The following is a 26,488-nucleotide window of genomic DNA, read 5'->3' on the forward strand; positions in this document are numbered from 1 at the left end:
GCTCCGGGGCAGGCAAGATGGAGTCGTGACCCTCATCGATCAGCTGCCGCCGACCGCAGATCCCGACGCCCTCTACGACGCCTTCGAGTCCTGGGCCCAGGAGCGCGGTCTCACGCTCTACCCGCACCAGGAGGAGGCGCTGATAGAGGCGGTCTCCGGCGCGAACGTGATCGTGTCGACGCCCACCGGCTCCGGCAAGAGCATGATCGCGGCGGGTGCGCACTTCGCGGCCCTCGCCCGGGACGAGGTCACCTTCTACACGGCGCCGATCAAGGCGCTGGTGTCGGAGAAGTTCTTCGAGCTGTGCAAGCTCTTCGGCACGGAGAACGTCGGCATGCTGACCGGCGACGCCTCCGTCAACGCCGACGCCCCGGTCATCTGCTGCACCGCCGAGGTGCTGGCGTCGATCGCCCTGCGCGACGGCAAGGCCGCGGACGTCGGCCAGGTCGTCATGGACGAGTTCCACTTCTACGCGGAGGGCGACCGCGGCTGGGCCTGGCAGATCCCCCTCCTGGAACTTCCCCAGGCGCAGTTCGTCCTCATGTCGGCCACGCTCGGCGACGTCTCCTTCTTCGAGAAGGACCTCACCCGGCGCACCGGCCGCCCCACCGCGGTGGTCCGTTCGGCGACCCGGCCCGTACCGCTGTCCTACGCGTACCAGTACACACCGCTCACGGAGACGCTCACCGATCTGCTGGAGACCAAGCAGGCTCCCGTCTACATCGTGCACTTCACCCAGGCGCAGGCGGTGGAGCGGGCGCAGGCCCTGATGAGCATCAACATGTGCTCGCGGGAGGAGAAGGAGCAGATCGCCGAGCTGATCGGCAACTTCCGCTTCACGACGAAGTTCGGCCGGAACCTGTCGCGGTACGTGCGGCACGGCATCGGTGTCCACCACGCCGGCATGCTGCCCAAGTACCGGCGTCTGGTGGAGAAGCTCGCCCAGGCCGGTCTGCTGAAGGTCATCTGCGGTACGGACACGCTCGGCGTCGGTGTCAACGTGCCCATCAGGACGGTGCTGTTCACGGCGCTGACCAAGTACGACGGCAACCGTGTGCGCACGCTGCGGGCGCGGGAGTTCCACCAGATCGCGGGCCGGGCCGGACGGGCCGGCTTCGACACGGCGGGTTTCGTGGTGGCGCAGGCGCCGGAGCACGTCATCGAGAACGAGAAGGCGCTCGCCAAGGCCGGTGACGACCCGAAGAAGCGCCGCAAGGTGGTGCGCAAGAAGGCGCCGGAGGGCTTCGTCGGCTGGACGGAGAACACCTTCGACAAGCTCATCGAGTCCGAGCCGGAGCCGCTGACGTCCCGCTTCCGGGTGACGCACACGATGCTGCTGTCCGTGATCGCGCGCCCCGGAAACGCCTTCGACGCGATGCGGCACCTGCTCGAGGACAACCACGAGCCGCGCAGGCAGCAGCTGCGGCACATCCGGCGCGCGATCGCGATCTACCGTTCGCTGCTGGACGGCGGGATCGTGGAGAAGCTCGACCAGCCGGACGCCGAGGGCCGGATCGTCCGCCTCACCGTGGACCTCCAGCAGGACTTCGCGCTCAACCAGCCGCTGTCCACCTTCGCACTGGCCGCGTTCGAGCTGCTCGACCCGGAGTCGCCGTCCTACGCGCTCGACATGGTCTCGGTCGTGGAGTCCACCCTCGACGATCCGCGCCAGATCCTCGCCGCCCAGCAGAACAAGGCGCGCGGCGAGGCGGTCGCCGCGATGAAGGCGGACGGTGTCGAGTACGAGGAGCGCATGGAGCGCCTCCAGGACATCAGCTACCCCAAGCCCCTGGAGGAGCTGCTCTTCCACGCGTACAACACGTACCGCAAGAGCCACCCGTGGGTCGGAGACCATCCGCTGTCGCCGAAATCGGTGATCCGGGACATGTACGAGCGGGCCATGTCCTTCACCGAGCTGGTGTCCCACTACGAGCTGGCCCGCACCGAGGGCATCGTGCTGCGGTACCTGGCCGGCGCCTACAAGACGCTCGACCACACGGTTCCGGACGACCTCAAGTCCGAGGACCTGCAGGATCTGATCGAGTGGCTGGGCGAGATGGTGCGCCAGGTCGACTCCAGTCTGCTGGACGAGTGGGAGCAGCTCGCCAACCCGGAGGAGATGACCGCCGAGGAGGCGCAGGAGAAGGCCGACGAGGTCAAGCCGGTCACCACCAACGCGCGCGCCTTCCGCGTCCTCGTCCGCAACGCGATGTTCCGCCGTGTGGAGCTCGCCGCGCTCGACCAGGTCGACGAACTGGGCGAGATGGACGCCGAGTCCGGCTGGGACGCCGACGCGTGGGGCGAGGCGATGGACAAGTACTGGGACGAGTACGACGACCTCGGTACGGGTCCGGACGCCCGTGGCCCCAAGTTGCTGGTCATCGAGCAGGAGCCGCAGAACGCGCTGTGGCGCGTCCGCCAGATCTTCGACGACCCCAACGGTGACCACGACTGGGGCATCAGCGCCGAGGTGGACCTCACGGCCTCCGACGCGGAGGGTCGCGCGGTCGTCCGCGTCACCGACGTCGGCCAGTTGTGAGTACGGGCCGAGGCAGAGAAGCAGGCACAGGAGAAACACACCGATGACGAACCCGGCCGAGAGGCTAGTCGACCTGCTCGACCTGGAGCAGATCGAGGTCAACATATTCCGCGGCCGCAGCCCGCAGGAGTCCCTGCAACGGGTCTTCGGCGGCCAGGTGGCGGGCCAGGCGCTGGTCGCGGCCGGCCGGACCACGGACGGCGACCGGCCCGTGCACTCGCTGCACGCGTACTTCCTGCGTCCGGGCCGGCCGGGCGTGCCGATCGTGTACCAGGTCGAGCGGGTGCGCGACGGGCGGTCGTTCACCACGCGCCGCGTCACCGCCGTGCAGCAGGGCCGCACGATCTTCAATCTGACCGCCTCCTTTCACAAGCCCGAGCAAGGTCCGTTCGAGCACCAGTTGCCGCCGGCCCGTGAGGTCCCGGACCCGGAGACGCTTCCGACGGTCGCCGAGGAGGTCCGGGAGCATCTGGGCGGGCTGCCCGAGCAGTTGGAGCGGATGGCACGCCGGCAGCCCTTCGACATCCGGTACGCGGACGGGCTGCGCTGGAGCCCCGAGGAGATCAAGGACGCCGAGCCGCGCAGCGCGGTGTGGATGCGGGCGGTCGGTCCGCTCGGCGACGATCCGCTCGTGCACACCTGCGCGTTGACGTACGCCAGTGACATGACGCTGCTGGACGCGGTGCGTCTCCCGGTGGAGCCCCTGTGGGGTCCGCGGAACTTCGACATGGCGTCGCTGGACCACGCCATGTGGTTCCACCGGCCCTTCCGCGCGGACGAGTGGTTCCTGTACGACCAGGAGTCGCCGATCGCGACGGGTGGCCGCGGACTGGCCCGTGGGCGGATCTACGACGTGCACGGCCGTCTGCTGGTGTCGGTCGTCCAGGAGGGCCTGTTCCGGACGCTGTAGGACCGGTGCGTCCGCCGGAGACCAGTGCGTCAGGTGCTTCTGCGGCGGAGCCGGCCCAGCAGGCCGCTCATGCGCCGGCGGGGCCGGTGCCGGTCCGACGACCGCGGGTTCGCCGTCGGGTGCGCGTCCGACGTCGGGTGCTCGTTCAGCGTCGGCCGCGGGTCCGCCGTCGGCCGCGGAGGGACCGGGATACACCCCACCGCGTGCGCCTGCGGCTTCGGTTCCGGTAGTGGTTGCGGTTTCGGCGAGGGCCGTGGCGCGGGCTGATGGGCGCGGGCCTCGTCCAGGGCTTGCAGCAGGTCGGCCCGGAGCCAGTCGATCTCGTCGGGGGCGTCCGCCGTCGCGATCTTCTCGACGAGACGAGCCGCCGGGGAGCCGGGCGCTCCGCGGGCCGGCGGCCCCGGGCGGAACCGGTTCAGGTGGGAGCGGTCGTAGGGGTCCTGGACGATCTCGGCGATGTGGGCGGCATCGAGGAGAGAGGCCACGGCTGCCGCTCGCTGCCAGGGACCGTCGGCCTGCCGCAGCAGGAAACCGAGACGGCGGCCCCGCCAGTTGCGGGGGCGCAGGTCGAGCCCCTCGGCCACCTGCTGCCGCAGGGCTCGGGGCGTCCGGCCGGTGAGCAGCGGGGCGTTGTCCTCATCGGCGGCGAACTGTCGTAGCTCCTCGGCGAGATACAGCCAGACGACGGCCCGGTAGCGGTTCAGATAGAACCTCACAGGTACCACCAGACCCAGGCGCGCCAGGCGCGTGAACCGGGTGGGCGCCACTTCCATGACGGCCGCCCCCTCGGCGGTGCCGACGGCCTCGACGCTCCTGCGGAGTGCCTCGGGGAAGCCGGGCGCGTCGCGTAGCCGGTCGAGCTCGGTGCGGGGGACCCGGCGTCCCCCTCCCCCTTCGTCGGGCACGGTCCTGATCCGGCCGAGGTCCACGGCGAGTTCGAACTCGCTTCGCTTCATGCCCAGTTCCCTCGCCGCTCGGCCGAAGGCGGTGAAGGGGGCGTGGGGTCGGGTGGTGGTGTCGCCTGACATGGCCGGTCTCCCCCGTGGAGTGGTGGGCCCCGCGCCGTCCGCGGGGACCTCGGAAAAACCGTAGCCGGATTCGCGGATTCCGTGGCAAGCCTGTGGATAACTCCATGGAACGGGACAGAGGCGCAGGTCAGAGGTCTGTCGGTGGAGTGCGCTCGGGGTGGCGGGCGTCCACCGCGAGGTGCTCGCCGACCCGGTTGACGAGCAGCGCCATCTCGTAGGCGATCTGGCCCATGTCGGCGTCCACCCCGCTGAACACGCACAGGCAGCTGCCGGCACCGGCCGCGGTGACGAACAGCACCGCGTCATCGAACTCGACCATCGTCTGGCGGACCTGACCCGCGCCGAAGTGGCGTCCGGATCCCTTGGCCAGGCTGTGGAGGCCGGACGAGACGGCGGCGAGGTGTTCCGCGTCCTCCCGGCGCAGCCCCGTGCTGGCGCCCGCCACGAGCCCGTCGTTGGACAGGACGAGCGCGTGCCGTACGTGGTCGACCCGTTCGGTCAGGTCGTCCAGCAGCCACCCCAGCGTCTGCTTCTGCGCCATGTTCCCTCTCCCCGTGTGAGGTTTCCCCGTGTGCTGTCCCCGCCCGTCGGGTGGCTCCGCCCGTCAGGTGGCTCCGTCCGACGGGTGGCTCCGTCCGCCAGCCTTCCCCACCACCGGCCGACGGGCAAGGAGGATGAGGGCATGGCACAGAAGATGACCGATGAGGAATGGCGGGCGTTCGTCTCGCACGGCACGCGCACCGGGAAACTGTCGACGGTGCGTGCGGACGGACGTCCGCACGTGACGCCGGTCTGGTTCCTGCTCGACGGGGACGAGGTGGTCTTCACCACAGGCGCGAACACCGTGAAGGGACGCAACCTGGCCCGGGACGGCCGGGTCGCCCTGTGCGTGGACGACGACCGGCCGCCGTTCGACTACGTGGTGGTGCAGGGCGTGGCCGACGTCTCGGACGACCTGAACGAGGTCCGCGGCTGGGCGACCCGGATCGCGGCGCGGTACATGGGCGAGGAACGTGCCGAGGAGTTCGGCGCCCGCAACGGCGTTCCGGGGGAACTGCTCGTGCGCGTCGGGATCGACAAGGTGCTCGCCGAGAAGGCGATCGCGGACTGACCCGACGGTGGTGACGTCTCAGCTCACTGAGTCGAGCAGCCGGGCGGTGTGCACCCGCCCGGCGTACTCGACGAGCCGGATCAGCACCTCCTTGCCCGAGGCGCGGTCGCGGGCGTCGCACAGGACGACGGGGGTGCCCTGGTCCAGGTCGAGGGCGCGTGCCACCTCGGGGGCGCTGTAGGTCCGCGCTCCCAGGAAGCAGTTGACGGCCACCACGAACGGGATGTGCCGGTGCTCGAAGTAGTCGACCGCGGGGAAGCAGTCCTCCAGGCGGCGGGTGTCGGCGAGGACGACGGCACCCAGGGCACCCTGGGACAGCTCGTCCCACAGGAACCAGAAGCGCTCCTGGCCCGGCGTGCCGAAGAGGTACAGGGAGAGGCCGGAGCGGATGGTGATCCGGCCGAAGTCCATGGCGACGGTCGTCGTGACCTTCCGGTCCACACCGTCGGTGTCGTCCACCGACCGGCCCACCTCGCTGAGCAGTTCCTCGGTGCGCAGCGGCTTGATCTCGCTGACCGCCCCCACCAGGGTGGTCTTGCCCACGCCGAAACCACCGGCGACGAGAATCTTCAACGCCAGCAAGGACGTGTCGCCGCCCGTGGCGTCCACATGTTCGGAGACCATGGATCACTTCTCTCAGGAGTTCGGGAAACCGGTCGACAGGGGTGCGGGGGATCGAACGCTCGGCTAAAGGGCCCGCAGCCCGTCGATGACCTCGCGCAGGATGCGTTCGTCGGGCAGTTGCGCGGGAGGCACCGGGCGGTTCACGGTGACGCAGCCCCGTTCGAGCAGGTCACCGAGGAGCACCCGCACGACACCCACGGGCAGTTCGCAGCCCGCCGCGAGTTCCGCCACGGACTGGGTCTCCGCACGGCACAGGGCGATGAGGGCGCGGTGTTCCGGGCCGAGTCCGGCGCCGTCGGCCCGCGGGGCGCCCGGGTCCAGGGCGACCAGGGCGATCAGGTCGAAACGGACTCCGGTGGGTCCGGGTCTGGTGCGTCCGCCCGTCACGGCGTACGGGCGGACGAGCGGTCCGGCGTCCGTGTCGTACCACTGGCTGCCCGGCCGGCAGGGGGCGTCGGTCACGTCCTCGGTCATCACGCGGGTCGCCTCTCGCCTCATCCTGCGGCGGGCGGTCGTACGGAGCGGCGCGGCGGCGCGTGGAGGTGCTCGCCGACGCGTGTGACCAGCCGTGCCATCTCGTACGCGACCAGACCGATGTCGGCGGTCACAGCGGTGAGGACGGCGAGGCAGGAGCCCTCGCCCGCAGCGGCGACGAACAGGAAGCCGTCGTCCATCTCCACCATGGTCTGCCGGACACCGCCGACACCGAAGTGCCGGCCCGCGCCCTTGGCGAGACTGTGGAAGCCGGAGGCGACGGCGGCGAGGTGCTCGGCGTCCTCCCGGCCCAGGGCGGTGGAGGCGCCGACGGCGAGACCGTCGTCGGACAGCACCACGGCGTGTCGGACCTCGCTCATGCGTGTCACCAAGTCGTCCAGCAACCAGTCGAGTTCGCCGGACGCCCGGGCCGCTCTCGTTCTCGGGTCCTGGATCATGCGGGGTCTCCTTCGCTGCTGTCGCCGCCCGGTGCGGGATCCGGGGCGGCGCCTCGGCCGGGTTGCCGTCCGCCCCCGCGTGCCCACCCCTCCTGGTACGCGGCCATCCGGTCCCGTACGAGTTCCGGCGTGCGTCCGTCGTCGCCGCGCGGGCCGGACGCCGGAGCCGGCTCCGCGGGGCGAGCGTGGCGCAGTTGGGGGGCCAGGTGTGCCTGCCGTATCCGGCGCGGCAGGTCGTCCGACGCGCCGAGGTCGTCCGGTGGGCGGTGCAGGCGCAAGGCGGTGACTCCGGGGGGAGGGGTGTCGGCCGCCGCCGGTTCGGCGGCGGCCCGGACGGGAGCGACCAGCGCGGGCCGGTCGGCCGTGGCGGGTACGGCGTCCTGGTTCCGGTCGGCAGCGGGCACGCGCGCGTACGCGCGTTCGGCCGGCCGCGGCGCCTCCGCCGGCTCGTCGGCGGATCGTTCCGGCGTAGTGCCGTGCAGCAGGGCGGTGGGCAGCAGGACGACCGCCGTGGTACCGCCGTAGGGCGAGGTGCGCAGGTGGACCTTGACGCCGTGGCGTGCGGCGAGTCTGCTGACCACGAACAGGCCGAGCCGGTCGCTGTCGAACAGGTCGAGCGCCTCGGACTGCGCGATGCGCAGGTTGGCGCGGGCCAGGGTCTCCTTGCTCATGCCGAGGCCCCGGTCCTCGACCTCGACGGCGTAGCCGTTGCCGACGGGCTCGCCGGTGACCCTCACGCGCGTGTGCGGGGGCGAGAACTGGGCGGCGTTCTCCACGAGTTCGGCCAGAAGGTGGGTCAGGTCGGCCACGGCCGAGCCGATGACGGCGGCCTCCGGAAGCTGCCGGACCTCCACGCGCGCGTAGTCCTCCACCTCGGAGACGGCGGCGCGGACCACGTCGGTCAGCGGGACGGGCATGCGCCAGGCCCGGCCGGGGGCGGCTCCGGAGAGGATGATCAGGCTCTCCGCGTGGCGCCGCATGCGCGTGGTGAGGTGGTCGAGCCGGAAGAGGTCGCCCAGTTCGTTCGGGTCGTCCGAGCGGCGTTCCATGCTGTCCAGGAGGCTGAGCTGGCGGTGGACGAGGACCTGGCTGCGGCGGGCGAGGTTGACGAACACTCCGGAGATGCCACTGGCGAGCTCGGCGCGTTCCGCGGCGGCCCGCAGGGCCGCGCGGTGCACGGTGCCCAGGGCCTCGGCGACCTGGCCGGTCTCGTCCTCGGCGGACGGTCCGGGCGGCGCCTCGGCCTCGATGTCGATCTCCTCGCCTGCGCGCAACCTCCGCATGGCCTCGGGCAGTTTGCGGCGGGCGATCCCCAGGGCGCCGTTGCGCAGGCCCACCAGGTCCACGACGAGTCCGCGGCCGATGCGCACGGAGATGACGAGGGAGGCGGCGACGGCCACGAGTCCGAGCAGCAACGCCGCTCCGGCCGGGGTGAGCAGTCCCCGGGTGAAGGGAGCGGCGCGGTCGGCGGTCCGGCGTGCCGCGTCCGTCTCGACGGTCCGCATGCCGTCCTGCACGCGCGCGTGGGCCGTGCTCCAGGTCGTCTCCGGCGCTGCCGCGAGGGCCTTGGCCCCGGGTCCGTGGGCGAGCACCTTCTCCTCGACGGCGTTCACGGCGGCGTAGGCGCTGCCCGCGGCCAGCTTTCGCCAGGCGGTGCGTTCGGAGCCGCCGAGGTCTGCCGCGGCCGACTCGGTGAAGGCACGGCGGGAGGCGACCGCGCCGGTGAACAGCCGCAGGCGCGGCCCGTCCAGGCGCCCGGCCAGGCGCGCGCTGCCGAGCACGACGTCCTCCTGCGCCAGGGCCTCGCCCGCGCGGGCGAACTCGAGCAGCACGCGCGCGTCGGAGCCGAGTTCGGCGTCCTGGATGCCGGAGAGCGACCCGCCGACGGCGAAGGCGGCCGCGACCGTCCGCGTGTACCGGTCGTACGTCTGCGCCCAGTCCGCCGTGCCGTCGAGCACCGCGGACCGCAGCGAGCGCAGTTCCTCGGCCCCGGAGACGAACGCCTCCAGGCGCCGAGCGACTTCGCCGGGCAGGTCCTGGGCGTCGGCGACGGTGCTGTCGTCGTCGAGCCGCAGTGCGGCCACCGCGCGGTCGGTGCGTTCGCCGAGTTCCCGCAGGTCGTCCTGGTGTCCGGCGGCCGGATCGGTGGCGTGGCGTACGGCGGCCGCCCGCTCGGTCTGCAGCGCGGCCACCGCGGCCGCGACCGGGGTACGGACCTCGGTGTCCACGCGGTGCGCCTGGCGCAGTCGGGAGACGTCCTGTGCGGTGCTGACGGTGGCGTACGCCCACAGGGCCAGCAAGGAGACGACGGGCACCATCAGCAGGCAGACGATCCTGGCGCGCACGGTGCGCGGCCGTATCCGCCGGCGGCCCGCGCGCGTGGGTGACGTGTCCACCGGCGTGCCCGGCTCTTCGTACGGTCCCTCGTCGGCGGGTGGTCCGGCGTGGGCACGTCGCCCACGCACGGGGAGCGGCGTTCCGGCGCCGTCCATGGGGGTCCTCCGGGGTGTACGCATGGCCTCCTCGCTCGGGAGTGGTTCGGGGCGTGCCGTCCGGGCCCGTCAGACGGTGCGGGCCGGTCGGCGGCGCGCGGCGCGCTCCGCCGACTGCTGTGCGGAGGCGGACGCCGCGCGCTCTCCCGTGGTGGGCGACAGCGCGACGAAGGCCGAGGTCAGGAAGAGGTAGGAGCCGAGACCGACGGCGAGGGGGAAGACGAACTGCATCGCCGTGGCCCCGGGCAGGGCTGCGCCGGAGGGTGTGACGCGTACGTCCACCGCGAGCATCCCGGTGTAGTGCATGCTGCTGACGGCCGCGCCCATGACGAGCGAGGCGAGGGTGACCGCGACCGGCGACTCGATGTTGAGCGCCGCCCAGAGGGCCGCGGTCGCCGCGACGACGGCGATCACGACGGAGACCGCGACCAGGACCGGGTCGTAGGTCACGTCGCCGTGCAGCCGGACCGCCGCCATGCCCAGGTAGTGCATGCTCGCCACGCCGAGTCCGGTGGTGAGACCGCCGAGCAGCAATGCGCGCGTGCGGTCGCGGCCGTAGCCGACGGCGAAGACGCCGGCGCAGACGACGAGCATGGCGACGAGGAGGCTGAGCACGGTCAGGGGGACGTCGTAGCGGATGCCGGTGCCGCCGACGCCGAAGCCGAGCATGGCCACGAAGTGCATGGTCCAGATGCCGGTGCCGATCGCGGAGGCCGCCGTGACGAGCCAGTTGCGGCGGGAGCGTCCGGTGGAGCCCAGCGCGCGGACGGTGCAGCGCAGTCCGAGGGCGGCGCCGATGCAGGCCATCCCGTACGACAGCACGGGGGTCAGCCAGCCGAAGGCCGCGTGGTCCAGGTGTCCCATGGCTCCGGGACGCTAGTGGGGGCACAGGGGAACAAAGGGGGCGCATTTCGAAAGGTGCCGCAAAATGACGGGGAATTGCGCCGGACCGATCGGCTCGCGCTCGAACGTGTGCACCGCGACGTCCTCCGCGCCGGTGAGGGATCATGCCGCACATGAGCGACGACCACACACACGTCCAGGAGTTCTTCTCCCCGCGCGCGGCGGCCTGGGACAGCCGTTTCCCCGACGACGGTCCCGCCTACGCGGCCTGCGTCGCCGAACTCGGTCTGCGGGCGGGCGATCGCGTGCTCGACGCGGGCTGCGGCACCGGACGCGCCCTGACGCCCCTGCGCGCGGCCGTGGGAGATTCGGGCGAAGTCGTCGGGGTCGATCTGACCCCGGCCATGCTGCAGGCGGCCGTACGGGCGGGACGTGACCGCGACGGACGGCTGGTGCTCGCCGACGTGGCCGCTCTGCCCCTGGGCTCGGCGGCCTTCGACGCCGTGTTCGCAGCGGGGCTCGTCTCCCACCTGCCCCGCCCGGCGGAGAACCTCCGGGAGCTGGCCCGTGTCGTGCGCACGGGCGGCACCCTCGCGCTGTTCCATCCGATCGGCAGGGCGGCACTCGCGGCACGCCAGGGCCGGCGGATCACCCCGGACGACCTTCGTGCAGAGCCGAATCTCCGCCCCTTGCTGGCCGGCTCCGGATGGCGCCTGACCTCGTACGTCGACGAGGACACCCGCTTCCTGGCCCTGGCCGTCCGGGAGGTGTGAAGGTCGAGTGCGACCACCGCTCGCAGCGCTCGGGCGCCCGCGGGCTCACCGCCGCGCTCGCCTCGGAAGCGGGCGGGAGCGGGCGCGGGGGCCCGCCTCACTGCGAGGCCGAACCGTCGACATGCCGTACGGGGCAGCCGCCGGCGCCGGGCACCGGGCGGGTGCCCAGGTCCTGCAGCCGGTAGCCGTCCGGGGAGCTCTTGATCTCCCAGTTCTGCCGTGCGAAGTGCGGTGCCCGGCGCGGTGGCAGCAGCCGGACGGCGCGTCCACGCGCGCGTACCGCCCGGCGGACCAGGGAGCGGACGGCGGGGGCCGGAGGCGGGTAGCGGAAGGCCTTCAGGAGCGGTTCGTCGAGCAGGGCGAGGGTCGCGGTGCGCAGCACGGGGGCGAGCGGCCGCGGGTACCAGGAGGCCATCAGGTCGAGCGTGGCGTCAGAGACGCGCCGAGCGCCCTCGTCCCAGGCGAAGTGGGCCGCCTCGTAGGCATCGAGGCAGGCTTCGAACTCCTCGTACGTCTCGGGGATGTCCTTGATGCCCATGCGCTGTCCGAGGGTGCGGTAGTGGACGGTGGAGGCGACGGTCTCGTGGCGGGAGAGCCTGCGCCAGCCGTAGGAGTCGATCCAGCGCTTGGGCATCACGACGAACGTACAGAGCACGTACCTCATGTCGTCGTTGCCGATGTCGTAGCTGCGGTGCATCTGGTTGATGCGGCGGACGGCCGTACGGCCCTGTTCGCTGTCGAAGCCGTGCTCCACGACGGCGTCGAGGAGCAGCGAGGTGTCGTCGTAGCGTTTCTGGGTGCGGTCCGTGAGTTCCGCCGTGCGCGCCAGCAGCCCGCCGATGCTCGGCACGGCGTAGGTGCGGTAGAGAGCCAGTTCCAGCGTGCCCGTCTCTTCGGGTGTCATCCGTGGCTCTACCACCCCGTGGCCGCCGTGATCCTCAACTACCGAGCGAGGCCCGATGCACCGGCTGCCTGAGCACACGTCCTTCAGCGCCCGCGAGACGCTCCAGCGCTGCGCACGGAGCTGGTTCCTCAAGTACGTCGCCAAGGCGCCCAAGCGCCCGGCTCTGTGGTCCGTGGGCGGCTCCGCCGTGCACGAGACGACCGAGCACTACGACCTGATGTCAGTGGTCGGCAACGAGCACGCCTCGAAGGAGAACATCGCCCGCATCTGGGAGACGTACTTCGATGCCCAGCTGCACAAGGCCGGGGAGAAGGAGCCCAACGAGCACGCCTGAGGCCGCTCGCAGAGCGAGCCCATCGAGGTCTGGCGCACGCAGGGCTTGCAGTTCGTCCAGTCGTACATCGACTGGCGCGAGCGCAGCCCGTGGGAGATCTGGACGACCCCCGACGGCGAGCCTGCCATCGAGCTGGACATCTCCGGGCGCCTGCCCGGCTGTCCGGTCGAGAACAAGGCGTACCTGGACAGGATCTTCTGGGACCCGGTCTTCAAGAAGCACCACATCGTGGACCTCAAGAGCGGCAAGAGGCCGCCGAAGAGTCCCGACCAGTTCGGTACGTACCGGGCTCTGGTCAAGGTGAGGTACGGCATCGACGTGGACAGCGGCGTGCCGTTCATGAACCGCAAGGGCACGCTCGGCAAGCCGTACGACCTCGCCGACTATACGCCGGAAGCCGTCGGCCAGATCTTCGACGAGGCCTGGAACGAGGTCCAGGAGTACGCCCGTACGGGCTCCTGGCCCGCGCCCACGGGCGACTGCTTCTCTGCGACGTGCAGTCCTCCTGCGCGGCCGTAGGGGCCCTCTGGCCCCCCGCTACGACCCGGCGGCAAGGCCGCAAGAGACCACGCGTGCTGCCTATCTCGGCAGCATCGCCGGACCTCCCCACCCCTTCTGAGGAGGGCAGTTGAGCTACATTCGGGCAGAGAGTCTGCCCATCGAGCATGGCCCGACGGGCCGTCTGGTCGACGGCACTTTGCCGGAGAACCCCGAACTGGACATGAGCCTGGACGACGAGATCCTGGATTTCGTCCTGGCGCTGATCCAGAAGGTCAACGACCTTCGCGAGGGCCAGGCGCTGGTCGTCTGGAAGCAGATCTTCTAGACGAGCTACCGCCACTCCAGCTACCGCAAGCTGAAGCGGGCCCGACAGGGCATTGCCCTGTCGCCCCGGACGTATCCCCTGCGGGTCGCCCATTGGGCGGGCCTGGCCATCACGGAGAAGCCCGAGGGCTGGGGCAAGCCGAGGCGCAGACGTGCTGCGTGACTGTGACTGCGGCGTGTGCTGCGAGGCCTGCGGGCACTACCCGGACTGCATACGCAACGGCCGAGAGGTCCAGGAGCTTGAAACCCTGGACCTCTTCTCGTGCCAGGGCGGAGCGACCTGGGGCCTGAAGCTCGCCGGCTTCGCCCGCGTGACGGGCGTGGACAAGGACCCGCAGCCCCGTTACTGCGGGGATGAGCACCACGTCTCCGACGCCATCGCGTACGTCCTGGAGAACCTGGACGAGATCCGCCGGCGGTACGCCTTCATCTGGGCATCACCTCCCCGCCAGTTCGACTCGGACTGCCAGCGCATCATGGCCAACGACCACCCGGATCTGATCGGGCCGACCCGGGAGGCGCAGAGGCTCGGCGAGCCGGCCAGAACCTGGCCTGGGACTACAAGACCGGCCGGAGCCGGGGCCGCTTCATGCTGGCCCCCGTTTTCATGAAGCCCAACGGGGCCTAGGACTTCTACCGCGGCGAGGCGCCGGCGCAGGTGATCGAGAAGGTCGCAGCGGAGCAGATCGTCCGGGACATCGTCCCGGTATGCCTGTGCGGACTGCGGTCCAAGCCCGCCTGCATCGCTGCGGGCGTAACCACGAGCGCTTCTGTGCTCAGCACGAGCCGGAGAAGGCGGCGCAGGCCTCCCGCATCACGGCATGACGGAGGCACCATGCAGGACGGGGACGCCACGCGGGCCGAAGCGGCCGGCGAGTGGCTCAGGAAGAAGAAGCCGGAGATCAGCATCCGCTGGGAGAAGGCCGAAGAGCACGACCCGGACGCCTACGAGCGACTGTTGAGGCTCTTGTTCAGCCCCCGAGCTGACACCGGTACGGCCTAGGATCGCGCCGTACACGACGACACCGGCCGCGCGGGCAAGGCGCTGACCGGTGTCTGATCAGTCGTGAAGGGACTGACTGTGACCAAGACTCTCACGGCCACGCTCCGGGCGGTCGACTACCTCCGGGTGTCGACGGAGCAGCAGAAGCAGGGCTACGGGATCTCCTACAGCGGCAAGAAGACCGCGAAGTACATCGAGTCCAAGGGCTGGACCTATCTCGACACCTTCAAGGACGAGTGCGTGTCCGGCTCCCTGCCCTGGCAGGAGCGGGACGACCTGCCCCGCCTGATGAAGCTGGCCCGGCAGGAGCCGAAGCCCTTTGACATCGTGGTGGTGAACGAGACCCGGGTTATCGGCCGCACCGACCGGGCCTTCTACCGCTGGGTGTGGGAGCTGCAAGACCTCGGAATCTTCGTCGCCGTGGTGGACAAGGACATCGACAACACCACCGAAGAGGGCGAAGCCCAGATGCGCGAGGAGGCGAACTACGCCTCCAAGGAGTACACGCGCATCCGGGTGCGCACGCAGAACGGCATCCAGGAGAAGGCCGAGGAAGGCGGCCACCCCGGCGGCATCGCGCCGTACGGGTGGCGCATCCAGGATCAGGGCAAGCGCGGGGAATCCCGCCTCGTCCTGGACGAATGCCCGTCCGAGGAGCACTGCACGGCCGTCCATGAGACGGACGTCCTGTGGCGTGCGTGGCATTTGATCGTGCGGGAGGCCAAGAACTGCCGCCAGGCGGCCATCACCCTGAACGCCGAGGGCATGCGGACGCGGTCCGGCAAGCCCTGGACCGCGGGGAACCTGCGCACGCGCATGCAGTCCAAGGCCGTGCAGCAGGCGCTGATGGTCTACCGCGACCCCGGCAGCGCCGGCTGGAAGCACGGCACCAAGCTCGGGCCGAACGGCCTGCCGGCCAACGGCCAAACTGTCACGATCACCCTCCCCCGGCTCTTCTCGGAGTCGGAGGTGGAGCGCCTGAACAAGGCGCTGGCCCGCAACTCAAGGCCCCGCCGGAGCGGGGACGAGGCCCGCGTCCACCCGCTGTCCAAGCGGGTCTACGGCTCGTGCGGGCGGTACTACACGGGCCTGGACCGGTGTGACCGTCCCGGACGGATGTACCGGTGCACGGGGAAGATCGAGGCCCACCCGGGCGCGAAGGTGTGCACGTGCTCCCAGGTGGACGCCGACGCTCTGGAAGAGCGCGTCTGGGGCGAGGTCTGCGGCCTGCTGCAGGACCCCGAGCGGCTGACCGTGATGGCTGCGGACTGGCTGGACATGGCCAGTGGCCAGAAGGGCAACCATGCCGAGCGCCTCGCCGAGTTGGACAAGAAGGTCGAGGCCAAGGACAACGCCATCGCCACCATCATGGTGGTGGCCGCGCAGAGCGGCCAGTCCCCCGAGGCCATCAACAAAGCGACCAAGACCCTTCAGGACGGCCGGGCGGAGCTGATCAAGCTCCGCGAGGAGGTCGTCGCCTGGCAGAAGGAGGGAGAGCTAGCCGAGCAGCGGGCGCACGACCTCCAGGCCCTGGCCGAGGTCGCCCGCACTCGCATGCGGGACATGACGCCCGAGGAGAAGGCCGAGGTCTGCGACCTCCTGGACCTCAAGGTCACGCTCGCCGGCCCGGTCCCGAAGAAGGTCCGGGCGGACGACACGCTCACGGCCTGGTTCCGTGACCGAGGCCTTGGTGTACCGGTCCTGGACGATGCGGCCTGGAGTCGCGTGCAGGGCCTCTTCGAGGCCTCCGAGCAGCGGGCCCGCAAGGACCGCCTGCCGCACCGTCAGGTGCTCGAAGCCGTGCTCCTGAAAGCGCGCACGGGCATGACTTGGCGGGAGCTTCCCGAGCGGTACGGGAAGACCACCGGCCTGACCACCCGCTACCAGCGATGGGTGGCCTCCGGCCTCTTCGAGCAGGCCATGGAGGTGCTGGCGGAGAGCGAGAGCACTCCCCTGCCGGGCATCTACCAGCTGCCTCAACTGATGGTGGAAGGCAAGATCGACCCCCGGCTGCTCGTACGAGTCCCGGTGTCACCTGAGCCGACGGTCACGAGGGCCCGGGTGAAGTCCCAGGGGAATTCGTACGCCGCGGTGAGCCGGTAGATCTCGGAGGCCTGCTCGTAGGGGTCCATCGTCCGGATGCGTGCGAGCCGCTCGAAGCGCTTCACCGCGCCGTCCCCCTTCTGTCATCGGAATTCAAACTCTACGGTCATCAGCGGGGGATGAGTGCCCGGCAGGGGGAATCACGCAGGGGGAAGGTGGTGGTCGGCATGGTCGACGAGGTGCGCAGGACGTGGGAGAGGGTGCTCGGCGCGGTGCGCGCACCGGCGCGCACGCGTGGGGAGCGGTCCGCCGGCGGGAGCCGGATCTTCGGCGGCGGCAAGGCCGCCGAGGGACGGGGGTCCAGGGGCGGCAGACGGCACAACCTCTTCGAGGCGGCCGCGGCGTACGTCTCGGCCTGCGCGGAGGACGACCAGGACGGCATCGAGGAAGCGGCGGGCTGGGTGTCGCCGGAGGCGCTCTCCTTCGGGGTCAACGAGCTGGCCTGCCGTGCGGTCATCGCGCTCGCGCGGGAGCGCGACGAGTCGCCGCGGGCGGTCGCCCGCGCGCTCCTCGGCCTGCCGGCCGCCTGAGCGCCGGGGGCGGCGGACCGGGGCGGTTCGGCCTTGTCCGGCCGGAGAACGGCAAGCTCCGGGTGTGTCGGGGAGTCGTGACAACCGCGTCGCCACCCCACTAGGGTGCGCGCCGTTGACGAAACCTGTGGGGAGGCTGAGATGGCCGGGACGGACGAGGACGCCGTCGCCGCCGCGGACGACGCGCTCTACGTGCTCACGGCGGTGCTGCTGACGCCGGCGCAGTTCCCGAGTGTGCTGGGCGACGACTACCCGGAGGCCTGCGCGGCGCTCGGCCTGGCGCCGTTCGCCGATGGTTACGGTCTGGTGCTGGGCCAGGACGGCGCGGGCGCGCGGTGGACGGTCGTGATCGACGACGTGTCGCTGGTGGCCGTGGCCGTCGCGTCGTGGGACTGCGGCATGGAGTACGACCTCTCGCCCGACGAACGCACGGTGGTCGCCGCCCTGCCGGGCTGGCCCCTGGAGGTGGCCGTCGCGGCTCCCGGCGTACCCGCCCCGCACGACCCCGCCCCCGAGGGCGAGGACGGTCCCACGCTGTCCCCACCGGACACGAGTGCCTGGGGTCCCGCACAGCGGCGGCTGGGAGCGGACGAGATAGCGCTCCAGTGGACGCTGTGGCGCGAGCAGATCGACGACGCCGCGTTCACGGCTCGACGGGAGGCGTCCGGGGACGAGGGACCGGGCGCAAGCGCGAGTACGGGCGAGGGCGGCGACGCGAGCACGGGCGCGGGGGCAGGCGCGGGCGCTGGCGGTGAAGACGGCAAGGGCGGTCCGAGGGGGCACAGCGGCATCCGGCGCGTCCTCGCGGAGGCGCGTGCCTATGTGGAGTCACCGCCCCCTCTGGGCCGTGTTCGCTCGTCGTTCGCGCCCGGGGACGCACGCACGCTGCGGGCCGACGGCCCCGGCTGGTCGCTGGTGGCCCGGACCGACGACATCGCGTTCGTGCTGCTCGACGACGAGCCCGGCGAGGTGCTTCCCGTCGGCCGGGGCCCCGAGCTGCCGGGCCTGCTGGAGGCACTCGACAAGATGGCGGTCCGGCCCAGCTGAGCCGCCGCACGGAGCCGTGCCTCGGCAGCCGTGCCGCACCCGCGTGGTGGCTGCCGCGTCGCGCACACGGGACCGAGCGCCGCGGAGGGCGGGGGCCGCGGCCCGGCCCCCGCCTTGTCAGCGACCGAGCTCCTTGCGTGTGACGCGGCGCAGCCTGCGCCGTTGCGAGGGATCCAGCGCCAGGTACGCCGCCGCCGGAACACCCAGCACGATCAGCAGAGCCGCCCACCAGGGCAGCCAGATCAGCAGTAGGAGCCCTACCGCCACACCCCCTGCGGCGATCTTCGCGTTTCTCGACATGTGCGTCGCCTCCTTCGCGGCCACTGCCGCTCTCTGCTCTGAAAACGGGTCCGCGCGGCGCACGGTTCCACCGGCATCCCTGAGACGCCCCTGACATGCACCCCCTAGACGCCCCTGAGAGGGCCTGCTCCCCCACTATCGGACCACTCGGCCGCGCAGGGCGCGCGTTCGGCCTGGATGTGCCGGCGCCCGGGCCGACGGATGGCCGACGCCCGGTGTTCACCAGCACGTGGTGCGGCGTTCCGCGGGTGGCCCAAGCCTGGCGGCTGTCACCGAACATGCCCCTCAGGAGGCCCGATGTCCCCGCACGCCCCCGGCCGGCGCCGCGTCCACCGATCCGTCGCGGCGGGCGTACCGCTCGCGGTGCTGGCCGCACTGGCCACGGCCGGACCGGCCGCCGCGCACACATCGTCGGGGGAGGCGTACGTCACCCGGACCGCGACGCTCGGTGACATCCCGCTCGGGACGTTCAGCAACTCGCTGCTCCCGGGCACGGTGGCCGACGACCGCGGGGTGGACCTCGGCGGCATCGGCAGCGACATCTACCCGGCGGACCGCGCGGGCGAGTTCTGGACGGTCACGGACCGCGGTCCCAACGGTCAGATCAAGGTGGACGGAACCAAGCGCCGCACGTTCCCCGTGCCCGGCTTCGACCCGGCGATCGTCCGGATCCGGGTCACGGGCAGCACGGTGAAGGTCCTGGGGGCGATCCCCCTGACCACGTCGTCCGGGAAGCCCGTCACCGGCCTGTCGAACCAGGCGGGGCGGGACGAGGCGCCCTACTCCTACGACGCGAGCACCCCGCTGTCGTACGACCCGAACGGGCTGGACACCGAGGGCATCGTGCGGGCCTCGGACGGGAGTTTCTGGCTCGTCGACGAGTACGGCCCTTCGCTGGTGCACGTCTCCGCGCGCGGGGAGGTCCTGACGCGCTACGTGCCCGAGGGGCTGCATCTCGAGGGCGCCGGCTACCCGGTCGTGGAGGCACTGCCCGCGGTCCTGCTGAACCGGAAGGTCAACCGCGGCTTCGAAGGACTGGCCCAGCTGCCGGGCGGTGACCTCGTGCTGGCGGTGCAGAGCCCGCTGTCGCTGCCGGACCAGGACGCGGGCGAGGCCTCGCGCACCGTGCGTCTGTTGCGGTTCTCGCCCGGGAAGAAGGCGGTCACCGCCGAGTACGCGTACCGCTTCGACCCGGTGGACGTGGTCGACCCGAGCGAGGACGACACCTCCGAGCTCAAGATCTCGTCCGTGGTCGCGGTGGGTGGCGACCGGCTGCTGGTCGAGGAACGGACGGACAAGGCGGCGCGCCTGCACCTGGTACGGCTGGACCGCCGGGCGAACATCCTCGGCGGCCGCTGGGACGACGAGGCGACGTCGCCGTCGCTCGAGCAGCTCGACGATCCCGCCGCGTCGGGTGTGCCGGTCCTGTCCAAGCGGCTCGTCGTCGACCTGGGCACGGTCGCCGGGGTGCCCGGGAAGATCGAGGGCGTCGCGCGCGTGGACCGCGACACGCTCGCCCTGATCAACGACAACGACTTCGGGATGACGGACGGCGCCGAGGCGTTCGACGCCCAGGGCCGGCTGGTCGACAGCGGCGTCGAGACGACGGTGACCTACGTGCGGCTGCCGCGGGGTCTGTGACGTCGGTCGGCCGGTCCACGGCCTCGGGGACGCGTCGTGCGGCACACACACCCGCGCGTGAGGAGATCTCCTCCGCTTGTGCGAGAGGGGCTGAACCATCCGTGGGGCCCCTCACGAGGACCCCCTCACCCCGGTGTGTCGTGCGACGGTCCTGCGGCCCTGCTACGGCAGCAGTTCGTCCAGGGACGGCAGGAGCGACTCAAGGTCGCTGGGCACTTCGGTGGGCAGTGCGGTCGGCAGCTCGGTCGGCAGTCCGCTGGGCAGCCGGGTGGGCAGGTCGCTGGGGAACCCGCTGGGCAGCTCGGTCGGGAGGCTGAGGGACGGCGCGGGAGAGGCGCTGGTGCCCGTCGGCGGGTTCTCGTCCGGCGAGTCGTCGCCTCCCGAGGCCATCAGCACCACGGCTCCACGGCAACGGCGGCCGCCAGGAGCGCGAGCACCACGAAAAGGGGTTTTCCGCGCCTCCCGGAGCCACCGGGCGGGCCCGGCGGCGAAGAGGGCGGAGGGGGCGGCCAACCGCCCCCTCCCATGCCGTGATCGGGACCGGAGCCCGAGGGAGGCGGTCCGAAGCCGCCCGGAGGCGGCGTGTCACCCGGCGGTCCGGGCGGCTGGGGCGGTACGGGCGGCATGGCCATGGTGTCCAGCGTCGCCCGCGACCGCCCAGGGCGCGACCCTCTTACGGGACTTGATACACCTTCATGCCACGGAGCGGACGATTCCGGTGTATCCGATGAAGGGGCCGCCGCCGCCACGGCGGTACGCGGCCGCCGTCGAAGCAGGGTCCGGCGCCGGGACGAAACAGCGTCCGACGCCGGGGCGCATCAGGTTCCGACGCCGGGACGGAGCAGAGGCCGACGGCACGCGCGCGTGCGGCACGGCACCGCGCGGGTGCGAACGCCCCCCCGCGCGCACGAGCCCCGGCGCCGCGTACGCCCGTGTGAGCGCCGGAGACCGCCTCCGAGCCCGCGTGGGTGCGGTCGGAGACGGGCCCGGGCCTCACATCCGCGCGCGTGCGGTCAGCCCCGGGCGCCGAGGAGGTGGTCCATGGCGAGCTGGTCCAGGTGCTCGAAGGCCATGCCGCGGGCGGCGGCCGCCTCGACGTCGAACTCCTCGAACGCGGAGCGGTCGGCCAGCAGGGCGTCCAGGCCGTCGGCGGCGGTGGCCTGGGCCAGCTGGTCCAGGCGGGCGTCGCGCAGGGCCTGCTGGACCTCGGGGTCGTTGCGGAAGGCGGCCGCGCGCTCCTTCAGGATCAGGTAGTTGCGCATGCAGCCAGCGGCCGACGCCCACACCCCGTCCAGGTCCTCGGTGCGCGGCGGCTTGAAGTCGAAGTGGCGCGGGCCGGTGTAGCCGGCGCTCTCCAGCAGGTCGACCAGCCAGAAGGCGGAGCGCAGGTCGCCGGCGCCGAAGCGCAGGTCCTGGTCGTACTTGATGCCGGACTGGCCGTTGAGGTCGATGTGGAAGAGCTTGCCCGCCCACAGCGCCTGGGCGATGCCGTGCGGGAAGTTCAGGCCCGCCATCTGCTCGTGGCCGACCTCGGGGTTGACGCCGTACAGCTCCGGGCGCTCCAGGCGCTCGATGAACGCCAGGGCGTGGCCGACGGTGGGCAGCAGGATGTCGCCGCGCGGCTCGTTCGGCTTGGGCTCGATGGCGAAGCGCAGGTCGTAGCCCTGGGAGGTGACGTACTCGCCGAGGAGGTCGAAGGCCTCCTTCATGCGGTCGAGGGCCACGCGCACGTCCTTGGCGGCACCGGACTCCGCGCCCTCACGGCCGCCCCAGGCGACGTAGGTCTTGGCGCCGAGCTCGGCGGCGAGGTCGATGTTGCGGATCGTCTTGCGCAGGGCGTAGCGGCGCACGTCGCGGTCGTTGGCGGTGAACGCGCCGTCCTTGAAGACGGGGTGGGTGAAGAGGTTGGTGGTGGCCATCGGCACGGTCATGCCGGTGGTGTCCAGCGCCTGGCGGAAGCGCTTGATGTGCTCCTCACGCTCGCTGTCGGACGAGCCGAAGGGGATCAGGTCGTCGTCGTGGAAGGTCACGCCGTAGGCGCCCAGCTCGGCCAGGCGCTGGACCGTCTCGACCGGGTCCAGGGCGCGCCGCGTGGCGTCGCCGAACGGGTCCCGTCCCTGCCAGCCGACGGTCCACAGACCGAACGTGAACCTGTCGTCGGGGGTGGGCTGGTAGCTCATGCCACGGCTCCTTGCTTGAAGACTGTCTTGCCGACTATTTCGTCATGGCCGTTTACAAATTAGTATGCGGACGCATCTCTGGGAAGACAGATCCCGCAGAGCCGCGGAAAAACTTGAGGAGAGCCCGATGTCAGCAGCCGAGGGTCCGCTCGTCGTCGGCGTGGACACATCCACCCAGTCCACCAAGGCGCTGGTCGTCGACGCGGCCACCGGGCAGGTCGTGGCGAGCGGCCAGGCGCCGCACACGGTGTCCTCCGGCGCCGGCCGGGAGAGCGACCCGCGCCAGTGGTGGGACGCGCTGTGCGAGGCGCTGCGCCAGTGCGGTGACGCGGCGCACGAGGCCGCCGCGGTGTCGATCGGCGGACAGCAGCACGGGCTGGTGACGCTGGACGGGCGAGGCGAGCCGGTGCGTCCGGCGCTGCTGTGGAACGACGTGCGCTCGGCCCCGCAGGCCCGTCGGCTGACCGAGGAACTGGGCGGCGCGACGTTCTGGGCGGAGCGCACCGGGTCGGTCCCGGCCGCCTCGTTCACGGTGACGAAGTGGGCCTGGCTCGCCGAGCACGAGCCGGAGGCCCTGCGCGCCACGAAGGCCGTCCGCCTCCCCCACGACTACCTCACCGAGCGCCTCACGGGTGAGGGCACGACCGACCGCGGTGACGCCTCCGGCACCGGCTGGTGGGCGTCCGGGACCGAGGCGTACGACGAGGAGATCCTCGCCCACGTGGGCCTGGACCCGGCGCTGCTGCCGCGCGTGGTGCGCCCCGGCGAGGTGGCGGGCACGGTACGCGACAGCCACGGCCTGCCGTTCTCCAAGGGCACCCTGGTGGCCCCGGGCACCGGTGACAACGCCGCGGCCGCGCTGGGCCTCGGCCTGCGCCCCGGGACACCGGTGCTGAGCCTCGGGACCTCGGGCACGGTGTACGCGGTGGCGAAGCGGCGCCCCGCCGACCCGACCGGCACCGTGGCCGGCTTCGCCGACGCCCACGGCGACTGGCTCCCCCTGGCCTGCACGCTGAACTGCACGCTCGCCGTCGACCGTGTCGCGGCCCTGCTGGGCCTGGACCGGGAGGCCGTGGAGCCCGCCGCGGAGCTCACGCTCCTCCCCTACCTGGACGGCGAGCGCACCCCGAACCTGCCGAACGCCTCCGGCCTCCTGCACGGCCTGCGTCACGACACCACCGCCGGGCAACTCCTCCAGGCCGCCTACGACGGCGCGGTCCACTCCCTGCTCGGCGCGCTCGACCTCGTCCTCGACGAGGACGCGGACCGCTCCGCCCCCCTGCTGCTGATCGGCGGCGGCGCCCGCGGCACGGCCTGGCAGCAGACCGTACGGCGGCTGTCGGGACGGCCGGTGCAGATTCCCGAGGCCAAGGAGCTCGTCGCGCTGGGCGCGGCGGCGCAGGCGGCCGGGCTGCTGACCGGCGAGGACCCGGCGTCCGTCGCCCGGCGCTGGAACACGACGCGGGGCCCGGTGCTCGACGCTGTGCAGCGGGACGAGGCGACGCTGGCCAGGATCGCCGGGGTACTCTCCGACGCGGCCCCGCTGCTGGAGCGGGCCACGGACACCCACTGAGAGTCGACCGACGGCATGACCGCACCGCTGCACGAGGCGCGCCCGGCCGGGCCGGGGCGTGCGCTGCCCGACACCCAGCAGGGCATGCGCCGCCGCAACCTGGCCCGGGTGATGCACGCCGTCAGCGCCGAGGGACCGCTCTCGCGGGCGGCGGTCGCCTCGCGCATCGGTCTGACCCGGGCGGCGGTGTCGACCCTCGTCGACGAACTCATACGCTCCGGTCTGCTGGAGGAGCTGGGCCCCGAGCGGCCCGGCCGGGTGGGCAGGCCGGGGTCGGCGCTCGCCGTCAGCGGTCGTGGCCCGGCGGGGATAGGCGCCGAGGTCGGCGTCGACCACCTCGCGGTCTGTGCCGTGGACCTGCGCGGTGACGTACGGGTGCGCGCCGAACGGCAGGGCACGAACCGGGGCCGCCCGCCGGGGCCGGTCGTCGAGGAGCTGGCCCGGCTGGTGCGTGAGGTCGCCGCGGAGGCGGAGGCCGAGGGGCTGTGGCCGGCCGGCCTCGCCGTCGCCGTCCCCGGTCTGGTGGCCCGCGACGCCCGCACCGTCGTCCGCGCCCCCAACCTGGGCTGGCAGGACGTCGACCTCGGCGCGCTGCTGCCCGGGGAGTTCCCGCTGGCCGTGGACAACGAGGCCAACTTCGGCGGGCTGGCCGAACTCTGGCTGGGGTCCGGTACCCCGCGCGACTTCCTGCACGTGTCGGCCGAGATCGGCATCGGCGCGGCACTCGTCGTGGACGGCAGTCTGCTGCGCGGCACCCGCGGCTTCGCCGGCGAGCTCGGCCACGTCCCGGTCCGTCCCGACGGGCCCCGGTGCGTGTGCGGCGGACGCGGCTGCCTGGAGCAGTACGCCGGTGAGGAGGCGGTCCTGCGCGCGGCCGGCCTCGCGCCGGGCGAGGGCCGGGTCGGCCTGCTGGCCGGCCGGGCGGCCGACGGCGACGAGGACGTACGACGGGCCCTGCGCGAGGCGGGAACGGCCCTCGGTATCGCCCTGACCGGGGCGCTCAATCTCCTGGACCCCGAGAGCGTCGTGCTCGGCGGCGCTCTGTCCGGCCTCGCGCCCTGGCTGCTGCCGTCCCTGGAGGCCGAACTCGCCCGCCGCACGGCGGGCCCGCCCTGTCCGGTGTCCGTGTCGCGGCTGGGCCCCGAAGGTCCGCTGCTCGGGGCGGCGCACTCCGTGGTGCGGACCGTGCTGGACGATCCGGCGGCGGTGGCGGGGCGAGGCTGAGCCCTGCGGTGTCCCGGGCCCCGGCCGGTGAACGGGCGTGGCGTCAGCGGTTCCCGCGGCTCGGACGGCCGCCGCGGTGTGCGTCGGCGGGCCGGCGAGCTGGCGGGCCGGCGCGGAGGCTCCGTGTCCGCGGCGGCCGCAGGCACCCGCACGGCCACAGCGACCGGAACTCCCCGTTCGGGTGAGCGAGTTGTCCACAGTTCCGCGCTCGTCCACCGAACCCGGCGGTGGCCCCCCGTACCTCGGCCGGCCGCCGTAACGTGATCACGCGGGCGCAGCCCGAGCCTCCCCCTCGTCGCACCGGTCCCCTCCGCGCAACCGTCCACGCCCGCGCCCTCGTCCCCGCCTCCGACAGCCGTCCCCTGAAGGGAGCCGTGCAGCATGACCGACTTCAGCGTCACGACCGCCTCACGGAGCATGACCACGCGGTCCGAATCGGCCGCGGCCGTCCCGGCGTTCAGCGGCTTGCCACAGCCGGCCCCGACTCGTGGCCGTGCCGCACGCCGGAAGCGTCGCCGGGCGCCGATCACACTCGCGCCACCTTCCATAGCCCGTACGTGAACAAAGGTACGCAACCCCGACGGCCGAGTTCTCGTTGGCACACCATGTGCGACACCACGACCCATGCGTGGCCGAGCTCCGCGAGCACCGGCCGGCGACGCGTCAGACGGACCGCGGACGACGTGCGCGACGGCGGGACACCGCGGCTCCGCTGACGAAGTCCGCGGCGGCGCCTCGCGGCTGAGGCCCCGCGACCGGCCGGCATCGCACCCCGAACGCTCCCCAGCTCCCCCGGCTCCCCCGGCTCTCCCGCTCTCCCGCTCTCCCGCTCCCAGAAAGGCATCACCCCGTGGAACGAGCAAGCCTCCTGCCCGGCAGGCGACGGATCCTGAAGGGCGCCGTCCTCGCGGCCGTCCCTTACGCCCTGTTGCCGGACGCCCGGGCCGGTGCCCAGGACGCGACCGTCGACTACGCCTCGGCCCAGTGGCAGCCCGCGACCCCTTCCAACTACACCGCGTCGAACCGCCCCGCCGCCCACACCGTCGACCGCGTCGTCATCCACGTCACACAGACCACCTACGCCAAGACCCTCGCCGTCTTCCAGAACCCGAAGAAGAGGGTGTCCGCGCACTACGTCGTCCGTTCCGCCGACGGCAAGGTGGCGCAGTGCGTGCGTGAGACCGACATCGCCTGGCACGCGGGCAACTGGGAGTTCAACACGCGCAGCATCGGCATCGAGCACGAGGGCTGGGTGGACGAGCCGTCCTACTTCACCGACGCGTTGTACGAGCGGTCCGCCCGGCTGACGTCGTCCGTCTGCGACCGCTACGGCATCCCGAAGGACCGCACCCACATCATCGGCCACCACGAGGTGCCCGGGACGGACCATACGGATCCGGGTCGCCACTGGGACTGGGCGCGCTACCTCAGACTCGTCGCCTCCGTCCGGCCGTAGCGACGCGACGGGCGGACGCGTCGTCCCGCCTTCGGCGCGACCCGGTCCGAACGGTTGTCGGCGGGCGCACCCGGAGTGACGATGTCCCCAGTCGCATCGCCTTCCGGGAGGCCGAG

The 26,488-nt window shown here is 72.2% G+C and carries 27 protein-coding genes and 1 pseudogene; 16 read left to right on the forward strand and 12 right to left on the reverse strand.

Annotated features, from left to right (window positions below; genetic code table 11):
- The first annotated feature begins 25 nt into the window (after positions 1–25).
- Together ACFYWQ_RS15535 and ACFYWQ_RS15540 are read left to right on the forward strand one after the other, a co-directional pair.
- On the forward strand, positions 26–2,539 hold the full coding sequence (locus ACFYWQ_RS15535; protein WP_389516625.1) for a DEAD/DEAH box helicase: 2,514 nt from the start codon (positions 26–28) through the stop codon (positions 2,537–2,539).
- Positions 2,540–2,582: 43 nt separating this feature from the next.
- Positions 2,583–3,449: an acyl-CoA thioesterase gene (locus ACFYWQ_RS15540; protein ID WP_389516627.1), complete on the forward strand. Its 867-nt coding sequence runs from the start codon at positions 2,583–2,585 to the stop codon at positions 3,447–3,449.
- Between the two features lie 29 nt (positions 3,450–3,478).
- On the opposite strand, the gene ACFYWQ_RS15545 is transcribed toward ACFYWQ_RS15540, so the two are convergent.
- Both ACFYWQ_RS15545 and ACFYWQ_RS15550 read right to left on the reverse strand, forming a co-directional pair.
- Positions 3,479–4,477, reverse strand: coding sequence for a DUF6397 family protein (locus ACFYWQ_RS15545; protein WP_389516629.1), 999 nt, complete (start codon positions 4,475–4,477; stop codon positions 3,479–3,481).
- A 127-nt stretch (positions 4,478–4,604) separates the two neighbouring features.
- Entirely contained in the window at positions 4,605–5,018 is a 414-nt protein-coding gene (locus tag ACFYWQ_RS15550; protein ID WP_389516631.1) for a roadblock/LC7 domain-containing protein, read from the reverse strand.
- 141 nt (positions 5,019–5,159) lie between these two features.
- On the opposite strand from ACFYWQ_RS15550, the gene ACFYWQ_RS15555 reads away from it, so the two are divergent.
- Positions 5,160–5,588, forward strand: a complete 429-nt coding sequence (locus ACFYWQ_RS15555; protein WP_389516633.1) for a PPOX class F420-dependent oxidoreductase — start codon at positions 5,160–5,162, stop codon at positions 5,586–5,588.
- 18 nt (positions 5,589–5,606) lie between these two features.
- Here ACFYWQ_RS15555 and ACFYWQ_RS15560 read toward each other — a convergent pair whose 3' ends face one another.
- From ACFYWQ_RS15560 to ACFYWQ_RS15580, 5 genes are all read right to left on the reverse strand, one after another.
- Positions 5,607–6,212: an ATP/GTP-binding protein gene (locus tag ACFYWQ_RS15560; protein ID WP_389516635.1), complete on the reverse strand. Its 606-nt coding sequence runs from the start codon at positions 6,210–6,212 to the stop codon at positions 5,607–5,609.
- Positions 6,213–6,275: 63 nt separating this feature from the next.
- On the reverse strand, positions 6,276–6,686 hold the full coding sequence (locus ACFYWQ_RS15565) for a DUF742 domain-containing protein (RefSeq protein ID WP_389516637.1): 411 nt from the start codon (positions 6,684–6,686) through the stop codon (positions 6,276–6,278).
- 20 nt (positions 6,687–6,706) lie between these two features.
- Positions 6,707–7,144 carry a roadblock/LC7 domain-containing protein gene (locus tag ACFYWQ_RS15570; protein WP_389516639.1) on the reverse strand — a complete coding sequence of 146 codons (438 nt, stop codon included), beginning with the start codon at positions 7,142–7,144 and terminating at the stop codon, positions 6,707–6,709.
- Complete coding sequence (locus ACFYWQ_RS15575) at positions 7,141–9,660, reverse strand: nitrate- and nitrite sensing domain-containing protein (RefSeq protein ID WP_389516641.1); 2,520 nt, start codon at positions 9,658–9,660, stop codon at positions 7,141–7,143. The genes ACFYWQ_RS15570 and ACFYWQ_RS15575 overlap by 4 nt, the downstream gene beginning before the upstream one ends.
- Before the next feature lie 45 nt (positions 9,661–9,705).
- Positions 9,706–10,500, reverse strand: a complete 795-nt coding sequence (locus ACFYWQ_RS15580) for an MHYT domain-containing protein (RefSeq protein WP_389516643.1) — start codon at positions 10,498–10,500, stop codon at positions 9,706–9,708.
- 152 nt (positions 10,501–10,652) lie between these two features.
- Here ACFYWQ_RS15580 and ACFYWQ_RS15585 point away from each other — a divergent pair, with 152 nt between their 5' ends.
- Positions 10,653–11,252, forward strand: coding sequence for a class I SAM-dependent methyltransferase (locus ACFYWQ_RS15585; RefSeq protein WP_389516645.1), 600 nt, complete (start codon positions 10,653–10,655; stop codon positions 11,250–11,252).
- A 97-nt stretch (positions 11,253–11,349) separates the two neighbouring features.
- Here ACFYWQ_RS15585 and ACFYWQ_RS15590 read toward each other — a convergent pair whose 3' ends face one another.
- The gene (locus tag ACFYWQ_RS15590; protein ID WP_389516647.1) at positions 11,350–12,156 is read right to left on the reverse strand and encodes an oxygenase MpaB family protein; all 807 of its coding nucleotides are present in this window, start codon (positions 12,154–12,156) and stop codon (positions 11,350–11,352) included.
- Positions 12,157–12,211: 55 nt separating this feature from the next.
- Here ACFYWQ_RS15590 and ACFYWQ_RS15595 point away from each other — a divergent pair, with 55 nt between their 5' ends.
- The 6 genes from ACFYWQ_RS15595 (at position 12,212) to ACFYWQ_RS15620 (ending at position 16,421) form a co-directional block, all read left to right on the forward strand.
- Entirely contained in the window at positions 12,212–12,490 is a 279-nt protein-coding gene (locus ACFYWQ_RS15595; RefSeq protein WP_389516648.1) for a PD-(D/E)XK nuclease family protein, read from the forward strand.
- A 45-nt stretch (positions 12,491–12,535) separates the two neighbouring features.
- Positions 12,536–13,009: a hypothetical protein gene (locus ACFYWQ_RS15600; RefSeq protein WP_389516650.1), complete on the forward strand. Its 474-nt coding sequence runs from the start codon at positions 12,536–12,538 to the stop codon at positions 13,007–13,009.
- A 109-nt stretch (positions 13,010–13,118) separates the two neighbouring features.
- On the forward strand, positions 13,119–13,316 hold the full coding sequence (locus ACFYWQ_RS15605; RefSeq protein ID WP_389516653.1) for a hypothetical protein: 198 nt from the start codon (positions 13,119–13,121) through the stop codon (positions 13,314–13,316).
- Positions 13,317–13,467: 151 nt separating this feature from the next.
- A complete protein-coding gene (locus tag ACFYWQ_RS15610) occupies positions 13,468–13,926 on the forward strand; it encodes a hypothetical protein (RefSeq protein WP_389516656.1) in 459 nt (152 codons plus the stop codon).
- 224 nt (positions 13,927–14,150) lie between these two features.
- A complete protein-coding gene (locus ACFYWQ_RS15615) occupies positions 14,151–14,318 on the forward strand; it encodes a hypothetical protein (RefSeq protein ID WP_389516658.1) in 168 nt (55 codons plus the stop codon).
- A 78-nt stretch (positions 14,319–14,396) separates the two neighbouring features.
- The gene (locus ACFYWQ_RS15620; RefSeq protein WP_389516660.1) at positions 14,397–16,421 is read left to right on the forward strand and encodes a recombinase family protein; all 2,025 of its coding nucleotides are present in this window, start codon (positions 14,397–14,399) and stop codon (positions 16,419–16,421) included.
- Here the strand turns inward: ACFYWQ_RS15620 and ACFYWQ_RS15625 are convergent.
- Positions 16,370–16,486: pseudogene (locus ACFYWQ_RS15625) on the reverse strand (DUF2236 domain-containing protein); the annotation flags it as partial. The gene ACFYWQ_RS15620 and the pseudogene ACFYWQ_RS15625 sit on opposite strands and share 52 nt — an antisense overlap.
- A gap of 102 nt (positions 16,487–16,588) precedes the next feature.
- Between ACFYWQ_RS15625 and ACFYWQ_RS15630 the strand changes: the two are divergent.
- Together ACFYWQ_RS15630 and ACFYWQ_RS15635 are read left to right on the forward strand one after the other, a co-directional pair.
- Positions 16,589–16,951 (forward strand): hypothetical protein, encoded by a 363-nt coding sequence (locus ACFYWQ_RS15630; protein ID WP_389516662.1) that lies wholly within the window; start codon positions 16,589–16,591, stop codon positions 16,949–16,951.
- 141 nt (positions 16,952–17,092) lie between these two features.
- The gene (locus ACFYWQ_RS15635) at positions 17,093–17,998 is read left to right on the forward strand and encodes a hypothetical protein (RefSeq protein WP_389516664.1); all 906 of its coding nucleotides are present in this window, start codon (positions 17,093–17,095) and stop codon (positions 17,996–17,998) included.
- A 117-nt stretch (positions 17,999–18,115) separates the two neighbouring features.
- Here the strand turns inward: ACFYWQ_RS15635 and ACFYWQ_RS15640 are convergent, their stop codons facing one another.
- Positions 18,116–18,298, reverse strand: a complete 183-nt coding sequence (locus ACFYWQ_RS15640) for a hypothetical protein (protein ID WP_389517422.1) — start codon at positions 18,296–18,298, stop codon at positions 18,116–18,118.
- A gap of 297 nt (positions 18,299–18,595) precedes the next feature.
- Here ACFYWQ_RS15640 and ACFYWQ_RS15645 point away from each other — a divergent pair, with 297 nt between their 5' ends.
- Positions 18,596–19,939, forward strand: a complete 1,344-nt coding sequence (locus ACFYWQ_RS15645; protein WP_389516666.1) for an esterase-like activity of phytase family protein — start codon at positions 18,596–18,598, stop codon at positions 19,937–19,939.
- A 162-nt stretch (positions 19,940–20,101) separates the two neighbouring features.
- Here ACFYWQ_RS15645 and ACFYWQ_RS15650 read toward each other — a convergent pair whose 3' ends face one another.
- Positions 20,102–20,329: a hypothetical protein gene (locus tag ACFYWQ_RS15650; RefSeq protein ID WP_389516668.1), complete on the reverse strand. Its 228-nt coding sequence runs from the start codon at positions 20,327–20,329 to the stop codon at positions 20,102–20,104.
- A 623-nt stretch (positions 20,330–20,952) separates the two neighbouring features.
- On the reverse strand, positions 20,953–22,119 hold the full coding sequence (gene xylA, locus ACFYWQ_RS15655; protein WP_389516670.1) for a xylose isomerase: 1,167 nt from the start codon (positions 22,117–22,119) through the stop codon (positions 20,953–20,955).
- Between the two features lie 127 nt (positions 22,120–22,246).
- On the opposite strand from xylA, the gene xylB reads away from it, so the two are divergent.
- The 3 genes from xylB to ACFYWQ_RS15670 all read left to right on the forward strand — a co-directional run bounded on the left by xylB (position 22,247) and on the right by ACFYWQ_RS15670 (position 26,372).
- A complete protein-coding gene (gene xylB / locus ACFYWQ_RS15660; protein WP_389516672.1) occupies positions 22,247–23,692 on the forward strand; it encodes a xylulokinase in 1,446 nt (481 codons plus the stop codon).
- A 15-nt stretch (positions 23,693–23,707) separates the two neighbouring features.
- Positions 23,708–24,916, forward strand: a complete 1,209-nt coding sequence (locus ACFYWQ_RS15665) for an ROK family protein (RefSeq protein WP_389516674.1) — start codon at positions 23,708–23,710, stop codon at positions 24,914–24,916.
- A gap of 850 nt (positions 24,917–25,766) precedes the next feature.
- Positions 25,767–26,372 carry an N-acetylmuramoyl-L-alanine amidase gene (locus ACFYWQ_RS15670; protein ID WP_389516676.1) on the forward strand — a complete coding sequence of 202 codons (606 nt, stop codon included), beginning with the start codon at positions 25,767–25,769 and terminating at the stop codon, positions 26,370–26,372.
- Positions 26,373–26,488 lie beyond the last annotated feature (116 nt).

Origin of the sequence: Streptomyces sp. NPDC003247 (assembly GCF_042888135.1) — a bacterium.
Taxonomy (GTDB): domain Bacteria; phylum Actinomycetota; class Actinomycetes; order Streptomycetales; family Streptomycetaceae; genus Streptomyces.